The following is a 7,726-nucleotide window of genomic DNA, read 5'->3' as shown; positions in this document are numbered from 1 at the left end:
CCGTCGTGCTCCCGCAGGCGCCTCCGCCACCTCCTGATCTCGTCCCATCGCATACCTCTATGATCAAGGTGTTGCGACGACCAGTTGAATCCACCGAGGCCAGCCACCACGGGCCCTCGCCGGTGGGGATCAGCGAGATGTCGGCGACCCACAGCCGGTTCGGAGCGTTGGCGGTGAAGTCGCGCTGGACCAGGTCCGGGGCGAGGTCGGCCGCCGGGTCGCGGCGGGTGAAGCCGCGGGGCCGGCGCGGGCTGACGCCCTGCAGGCCGGCCTGGCGCATCAGGCGCTCGACCCGTTTGCGGCCGACGTGGGTGCCCTCGCGCCGCAGGACGGCGTGGACGCGCGGGGAGCCGTAGGTTTCGTCGGAGTCTGCGTGGATCCGGCGGATGTGTTCGGTCAGCTCCGCGTCGTGGCGTCTTCGCGCGCACGGCTCGTGAACCTCGCGGCGCCAGCGGTAGTAGGTGGAGGCGGGGATGTGCAGTTCCCGGAGTACGGGCTCGGCCCCGAAGCGGTCCTGGTGCTCGTCGATGAGCTTCAGTACCGTCGCCGGGTCGGGTCGAGCTCCTGGGCGAAAAAAGCCGAGGCGGCCTTGAGGATCTCGCAGGACCGGCGGAGCTCGGCGTTCTCCTTGCGCAGAGCGGCCAGCTCCTCCTTCTCGGCCGTGGTCAGCCGGTCGTCACGCTCGCCCCGGTCGGCCTCGTCCTGGCGGATCCAGTTCCGCAGGGCCTCGTGGTGCACGCCCAGGTCCCGGGCCATCTGACGGATCACGGGCTTCGGATCGGCAGCCCGGTACGCGGCAACAGCTCGCTGCCGCAACTCGGGCGGATACTTCATCGGTGCAGCCATGGCAGAGGCTCCCTTCTCATGGCCAATCAGGCCATGTCCGGCAACCTTCCGCACCTCGGGGGAACCTCACAGGAAGACAATCCCAGATCGCGGTCGTCACCGGCACGGTGCTGATGCTCGCCGCCATCGCCGGCCTCGCGGTCGCAGAGTCTCGGCTGAACGCAACGGACTGACGACGCGACGAGGCTGGTCAGCCTGGATACTCCGCCTGGTTGGCCAGCCTCATTCGGTCGGGTGGCCAAACGGGCTGCAGGACTGCGCTGTTCGAATCGCCTGACCAAGCCCCGCTGTCTGAAGTCATGAACAAACGCTGTCGAATCTCGGTTCTGGCACAGATCTTGGGGAGCGGTCACAGAACGTGACGGGTTTTCGAAATCCCGGCCTGCCTGCCGGATTCGAACGCTGACCTCGTACTCTGCACGCATGACCGGTGATCCATTCCAGTGCCGATGCGTCCTGTGCCACGACTACGGTGACCGAGACGATGCAGACCAGGTTGAGCGGACGATCATCGGCAATGTGCAGGAGTACGGCTGGCACGTCGCGATGGTCCCCGAGGACGAGATCGGCCCGGGGTTCGCCTACACGATCGGCCTCTCCCACGCACACGGTGCACCCGAGCTCGCGATGTTCGGGCTCGATGTCCACCTCATGCACCGCATGCTCAACACACTCGGCGAGAAGGCGGCCTCAGGCGCGGTCCTGTCTGACGGCCAGGAGCATCAAGGCGTCGCCCGTGGCCTACCGGTAGGGCTCAGGCGGGCCGATCTTCGCTGGTACCGGACCTTCTTCGGGCAGGCCATCGGGTTCTACCGGCGGCCGCCCTTCCCAGTCCTGCAGGTGGCATGGCCCGACGCGAACGGGCGCTTTCACTGGGAAGAACAAATCGAGCAGGGGCATCGAGACTCGCAGCCGCAGTTGTGGCTGCCGCCCAGCGAGCACCCAGTCGGAGTCTGGACGGCCGAGCTCTGAGCCCGGTCGGCGGGGATCTACTGAAGCAGGATCATCTTGCGAAGCAAGTCGAAACCGGCTCGCCCGTAGAGCTGTCTCTTGATCTTCTACAGCATCAGATGATCAAGCACCCGTTAACGTGACAGCACCGCCACAGAGCAACACCCCCCGAGAACCGGCTCCCGGCTCTCAACGAGGGCACCTTTCCCAACGTCACGCCACAGGGCTGGGACCCCCCGAGAAGGCGAGCGGGGCGTCGACCAGGACCGCGACGGCTCGGCGGCCGTGCTGGTGGGCCAGCTCCACCAGCTGGAGCCGGTGGTGCGCCTCGACCGAGGTGTTGTCCACGTAGGTCGTGGCGCCCCGGCGCGCACGGGTCAGGAGGATGTGGTGCTGGAGCAGGACGGCGTCGGCGGTGGCTTCTCTGAACCAAGAAGGAAGCCGCGTGATTGGTGCACGGCGTGTCAGAGGGGCGGGATTTCGTGACAGAAAGTAGTGAGGTCCGGGTGTTACGTGCAAGGCCCCAGATTGACCGAAGGGGAGTGTCGGCGCACTCCCAGCTCGATACAGAGGAACACGTTCAGATACCTGTTCGATGTGATCGTGTTTCGTGCGACGATCCCGGCATGGCCAACCTCGATGCTTCCTCTCCATGGCGCCGTATAGGTACTGATTGGCTCCAGAGAGCTGCGCCAGTTCAACGGAGTTCCGCGGTCGCCGTGCTGGGCGCGTTGCTGGACCGCTCGTTGGTGCAGATCGCTGAGGCTTCCTCGGATGCGCGCGGCTTCGACCGGGAGACCATCCGCGTGGCGGCGGACGTGTGGGACAACAACACCTTTCCTCTATTTCGGGCGGTGACGGCCAGCACGCGAAGCGGGCGCGAGCGTCGTGCGCGGGCAGTCTTGGAATGGATGGCTGGCCTCGGTAAGGAAAGGCGAGCCTGGATGCGGGACCAGGCCTCGGTCGCCGGTCACTCGTTGGATGAGCTGTTGGCGCCGGCGAAGCCGTACGTACCCGGTCGTGACTATCTGGGGCAGGTGATGGCCCCGGTGATGGTGGTGACGCCGCAGGTTGCAGAGAGCCTCGCCACCGATTACGACCTGCCGTCGGCCGAGGTTCGCCATCTGCAGGTCGAACGGGCCGGCAGCCGTCTCATTGGGCATCTCGAACTGGCTGTTGCCCGTTCCTATCCCGTCGACGACGTCACCTCTCCAGAGGCCGCCACGCTGGACATACGGCTACGCGACATCACCGAGGTCCGCTTCGACTCCCAGGACGCCCGGGGCGTCGTCCTTCGAACAGAAGCGGACGGCGTATCGATCGGCGTCGGAGCCCGCGGCACGCTCCGTGCGGCGATGGCCGACCTCCGCCCGGACGACCGCTACTGGCACCTGTCCGCCGCTGGACGCCGGGCTGACGCGACCACTCCGCACCGTGACAGCCAGCCTGCCTTGCCCGGTTCCCCCCAGGAGGGGCACTTGGGCACCAACGCCACGGCCGCCGCGACTCTCCTGCACCGCGCCATGCTGCACATCCGCATGGTCCGCTCTGCCGAGCACACGCACCGCGTCCCGGTGCGCGATTTCCAACGGGCCTTCGCCGGAGCGGGCGAGGCGATCCTTACCGCAGGCACGCACCGCACGTCCCACCGCCGCGAAGCCGGCTTCCGCCAACTCATCGAGACCTGGGCCCGACGCGGTGGCCCTGCTCTCGCCGACTGGTTCGCCACGGTGCTGTCAGAGACGGCCCATCAACCGGATTTCAGCCTCCGTGCCCGGGCCCAATCGCACTCGGCCGCCGACGCACCCCAGCAGCCCACTCCAGACACCTCGACGGCCCCCGGCCCGCCGTCGGCCGAGCTCCGATTGGCCACATACACCTCGGATCACACGCGCTACGGCACCCACTACAACGCCTCCGCCCTCCTGCACTTGGCCGTGTCGCCCCGCCCCGAGAGCGCTGATGACGGCCCCTGGCGTCTGCGCGCTGTGCAGGGTGCCAACCCCGCCCGTTTCCAGCTGCGGGCCGAGGCATTCCAGGGCGCCTGCCATCCCCGCGTCACCGTTGACGACAATGCGGCCCGCCACTTTGTAATGCGCGATGGAGCCCTCAACATCACGAGCGGGGAAGACCGGAGCGACGATCCGTCGTGAGCATGTTGGTTCGCACGGACCCGAGCACTTGACATGTACGTCGGCGAGGAGTCTTCGACAGGGCCGTTCACGGCCCTGACTCCTCGATGACTCGTCCGTACGGGGTCTTGAAGGTGGGCATACCGAGATCGGTTGTCCGCCCGTTCTCGGAGAGGGCCTGCATCGCCGCGAGCTTTTCCATGGCGGAGGACAGGCTGACTTCGAGGCCGGCGACTTCGCCGGTCCAGCCTTCGCGTCGGGCCTCGGCGATGCGGGCATCGAGGTTGGTGATGATCTCGGCGAGGCGGGGCATCTGGGCCGGATCGGGCCGCAGGAGCGGGCAGCGGATGCATGCTTAACCGAACTGATCTTGATCCAGGTCCGATCCCTACTTGAGTCCATGTCGTGACTCAGTGTCACCCTGGAAATGCTGTTGGGGGATCACGGTCGGGCGTGGCGAAGCCCTCGTGCACATGGGCACCGGAGCGACAGTCGTACCGGGTGCGTGATCAACGGCATGAGCGGGCATCGCGACGTCGAGGAGTCGGTGGTGGGGAAACGCCAGCGCTGATGGGCCGTCTGGGAGGGGCACTGACGTGGCTTCGGAGGCAATTTTCGGGTTTGTGGGAGTTGTTCTCGGCTCCCTAACGACGTCTGTTTTGACGATCTACAAGGAGAGAACCGCAGCCAGACGCGAGATTGCTACTCGCGACGAGCAGTACAGGCGGGATCGTAAGGATTCTCTTGATACCTTCCAGAAGGAGAGTATCTTGGCGTTGCAGTCAGCGGTCTCGGACATGATTAAAGCCGTCTACGACGAACTGGATCGAGTTCTCGCTGAGGTTCAGCAAACGGGCCAATGGACTGCACGCCAGTGGGAGACCCCGACAGCTATTGGCTGGTCAGAGGCCGTATTGAGGCTGGAGTCATCGCGAGCACGGGTACTAGATAGCGAGCTGCGTGCACTAGCCAAGGAGCTGCGGACTGTTGCGGGGGAGACCGTATGGGCAGCAAGTCTCGAATCGGCTAAGCAGCTCAGTCGACGCCTTGATCCATTGCAGATCCGGTTCCATGAGGCCGTAACGAGAGCTCTTCCGTCTCTGTATTGATACTCGAGCACATGTTGTCGGGAACGCTGTCCTGGTGCCCTTCGGCGCTCAGCCCTCGGACTCGGCGCTGCTTCGTCCGGCGTCGCGGCGGAAGTCTGGCATCCCGAGGTGAACGGTGGACGGTTGCGCTGCGCGGTCGCGCATGGCCTCCAGCTTCTGCGCGGCGGCGGCCATGGTGGTCTCGATCGCGGCGACCTCGCCGAGCCACCCCTGGTCCCTGGCCTCCTGGAGGCGGTCGACGAGGTTGGCGTGGATCTCCTGGAGGCGTGGCATCTGGGCCGGGTCAACGAGCAGTAAGCTCGCGGTACTCCTCGCTGGGTCGCTCGGTTCTGCGGCGGGCGATGAAGGCCCGGTGATGGGAGATCACGTCCTCCGGGTAAATCGCGGCATACCCCATGGTGGTGTCCAAAGCGGCGTGGCCGCAGATTTTCGCAGCGATGTGCGGGGGCAGTCCGGAGCGGATGGCGTCGGTCACGAAGATCCTTCTGAAGTCGTGGGGGCGCCATTCGAGCGGGGCGCCGGCCACGGTGATCTGAGCGGACTGCGAGGTCGCGACCAGGCACTCGCGAATGTAGCTGCGGGTCAGCGGCCGCTCCTCGGTGCCGTACCGGCGTTGGAACAGGAACGGCATGGGCGGGCTCCAGGTCTGCTCAAACACGTCGTAGGCCGACACCAGCGGCAGGGCGGCGTTCCCGGCCCGGACCCGGAAGATGACCGCGGTCAACACCTCCGCCAGCTCCGGAGAGACCAGCAGCAGCCGCTCCGAATCGGTCTTGGACGGGGCGACCTGCAGCATCGGCACCACCTCGCCGGTGGTAGGCAGGGTGTAGGCGATGAAGCTGTGGTGGGTGAGCTCCAGCATCTCCTCGATCCGGATGCCGGTATGCCGCAGCACCTCCACCGTCGCCCAGGACCAGAACGCTGCTTCCTCCTCGTGGGTCAGGTTCCGCCGCCTGCCGGCGGCCACCTCGGTGACGTAGACGCGGCGGGCCTGCCCGGACCCGCAGCGCTCGAACTCCTCCCCGGCAACGAGGAACCGTCCACCGGCCGGCGTCGCGCGAGCTGCGGTGGTGCGGGCCTCGGCGTCCTTGCACTGCCGGTCGACGGCGCGAAGCAGGGCGGGCAGCAGCGGCAGCTGGGTCCTGGTCCGCTGGTCCATCCGGGACTTCACCCCGGACCTGGACTTCTTCGTCGCGCACTCGTTCGCCTTGATCGGGCACGGCGCGACCCAGGGCGCCCACCGTGCCGGATCGTCGGCGGCCCAGCGGGCGATGTCCTGGTAGAACGCCCGGACGAACACCAGCTCGCTGCGGAAGTTCACCCGCGGCCGCACCGGGTGGCCCTGGGCGTCACGGATGAAGGCCAGGCGTTCCTTCCACGCCTGCGCAACCTCGGGCGCCAGTCGCAGCGAGTCGATGCCGGGATGGTGGATCTCCAGGTCGCGCCAGAACAACCGGCGCAGATTGCGGGCGATCGAACGTAGCGAGACATGGTCGAGCTCGGGAGCCCGCTCGGTGAAGTACTCGACCAGCAGGTCCCGGACGGCCCGGCACTCGATACCGTACGCGTCGACGATCTGCTCGACGCTGCGGCGGCCCTCGATGCGAAGCGCCCTCAGCCGCAGCGGTGCGCTGGCCGGGAGTACGCCGGTCTCCTTGAGTAGGGCGTAGAACAGCGGCCGGCCCGCGCTGCCACGGAAGTGGTGTTCCTCCAGTGCGGCGGTCAGTTCGATGCAGTCGCCGACGGTGATGTCGCTGACCAGGCCGCCCTTGCGGATCACAATCCAGGTGAGCTTGTTCAGGGCGTCGGACCTCGCTGTCGGGGTCGCGTGCTGGGCCAGTCGTTCGAGTCGCTGGAAGGCAGCGGGGTCGCTGGCGGCCCGGGATTCGTTGAGCAGCACCGTCACGCGTTGCCGCAGCAGCCACGGGTAGCTGGGGCGGATCGCCTGCCCGGCGACCAGGAGCACCAGTCCCGTGGCCAGTTCATCGCGCCAGTGGCTCTTGGGTGTGCCGCGTCCCTGCAGGGGCAGATCGGTCCACTCGAAGCCGGCGTCGTCCGCCCCGCTGGCCATCCAGCGATCCTGCCAGGTCTCTCCGGGCTGGCCTTCGAGCCAGTCCAGCAGCTTGCCCAGGCCCCGCCGCCGGGTCTTGTCGCGGGTCAGTCCCGCACCGGGTTCGGTGAACAGTCCCAGCAACCGCTCGACCAGGTTCTCCCGGCTCTGACGGGTCTGCCACCAGCTCGGTTCGCCGACTCGCGGTTCCCACTCCAGCGCGTTGTCCACCTCAGGTGACTCGACGGCCCTGGCAACCTCGACGTTCGCGGTCGGGTTCACCGGCCTTCGCCGCCCGCAGCCGAGGTGCCGAACAGCGCTGCCAGCACTTCGGGGCGGTAACCCGGCGCCGGCGGAGCCGGCGGCTTGGCCTGCTCGGCGCGCTGTCGTTCATGGTGGGCCAGGACGTGGGCGACGACCTCGTCGGGCGTGGGAGCGATGTAAATTTCCGTGGTGGTGATGTGGGCATTTCCCATGACCCACTGCACGTCGGCGAGGGTCAGGTTCGGATCGCGGACCATCCTCTTGGCCGCGCTGTGCCTCAGGTCGTGCGTGCGCCGTGAGGCGCTGTGGTTCGAGTGGAGGTGAGAGGCCTTCGCCGCTGATCCTGTCGCAGCAGGACGGTGGAGCTGAGGGCA

8 protein-coding genes and 3 pseudogenes are annotated in these 7,726 nt (G+C 67.1%); 3 read left to right on the top strand and 8 right to left on the bottom strand.

All coding sequences use genetic code 11. The features are described from left to right. The 3 genes and pseudogenes from ACZ51D_RS43280 to ACZ51D_RS43270 form a co-directional block, all read right to left on the bottom strand. A pseudogene (locus tag ACZ51D_RS43280) lies at nucleotides 1–280 on the bottom strand (hypothetical protein); the annotation flags it as partial. Nucleotides 281–301: 21 nt separating this feature from the next. Then, nucleotides 302–379, bottom strand: a pseudogene (locus tag ACZ51D_RS43275) (IS3 family transposase); the annotation flags it as partial. 155 nt (nucleotides 380–534) lie between these two features. Next, nucleotides 535–846, bottom strand: a complete 312-nt coding sequence (locus ACZ51D_RS43270; RefSeq protein WP_360334868.1) for a transposase — start codon at nucleotides 844–846, stop codon at nucleotides 535–537. Between the two features lie 423 nt (nucleotides 847–1,269). On the opposite strand from ACZ51D_RS43270, the gene ACZ51D_RS43265 reads away from it, so the two are divergent. Then, a complete protein-coding gene (locus tag ACZ51D_RS43265) occupies nucleotides 1,270–1,818 on the top strand; it encodes a DUF4262 domain-containing protein (protein ID WP_465625131.1) in 549 nt (182 codons plus the stop codon). A 192-nt stretch (nucleotides 1,819–2,010) separates the two neighbouring features. Here ACZ51D_RS43265 and ACZ51D_RS43260 read toward each other — a convergent pair whose 3' ends face one another. Continuing rightward, complete coding sequence (locus ACZ51D_RS43260) at nucleotides 2,011–2,451, bottom strand: AAA family ATPase (RefSeq protein WP_465625133.1); 441 nt, start codon at nucleotides 2,449–2,451, stop codon at nucleotides 2,011–2,013. 65 nt (nucleotides 2,452–2,516) lie between these two features. On the opposite strand from ACZ51D_RS43260, the gene ACZ51D_RS43255 reads away from it, so the two are divergent. Beyond that, nucleotides 2,517–3,950, top strand: a complete 1,434-nt coding sequence (locus tag ACZ51D_RS43255) for a hypothetical protein (protein WP_465625135.1) — start codon at nucleotides 2,517–2,519, stop codon at nucleotides 3,948–3,950. A gap of 67 nt (nucleotides 3,951–4,017) precedes the next feature. Here the strand turns inward: ACZ51D_RS43255 and ACZ51D_RS43250 are convergent, their stop codons facing one another. Beyond that, complete coding sequence (locus ACZ51D_RS43250) at nucleotides 4,018–4,242, bottom strand: hypothetical protein (protein ID WP_465625137.1); 225 nt, start codon at nucleotides 4,240–4,242, stop codon at nucleotides 4,018–4,020. A gap of 283 nt (nucleotides 4,243–4,525) precedes the next feature. Between ACZ51D_RS43250 and ACZ51D_RS43245 the strand changes: the two genes are divergently transcribed. Next, nucleotides 4,526–5,038, top strand: coding sequence for a hypothetical protein (locus ACZ51D_RS43245; protein ID WP_465625139.1), 513 nt, complete (start codon nucleotides 4,526–4,528; stop codon nucleotides 5,036–5,038). Nucleotides 5,039–5,086: 48 nt separating this feature from the next. Here the strand turns inward: ACZ51D_RS43245 and ACZ51D_RS43240 are convergent, their stop codons facing one another. The 3 genes and pseudogenes from ACZ51D_RS43240 to ACZ51D_RS43230 all read right to left on the bottom strand — a co-directional run. Then, a complete protein-coding gene (locus ACZ51D_RS43240) occupies nucleotides 5,087–5,311 on the bottom strand; it encodes a hypothetical protein (protein WP_465665796.1) in 225 nt (74 codons plus the stop codon). 10 nt (nucleotides 5,312–5,321) lie between these two features. Then, the gene (locus ACZ51D_RS43235; RefSeq protein WP_465665794.1) at nucleotides 5,322–7,370 is read right to left on the bottom strand and encodes a tyrosine-type recombinase/integrase; all 2,049 of its coding nucleotides are present in this window, start codon (nucleotides 7,368–7,370) and stop codon (nucleotides 5,322–5,324) included. Next, nucleotides 7,367–7,726, bottom strand: a pseudogene (locus ACZ51D_RS43230) (hypothetical protein); the annotation flags it as partial. The gene ACZ51D_RS43235 and the pseudogene ACZ51D_RS43230, both read right to left, overlap by 4 nt.

The organism is Kitasatospora sp. NPDC033851 (genome assembly GCF_055576085.1).
This window is presented reverse-complemented; position numbering and strand designations above follow the sequence as displayed.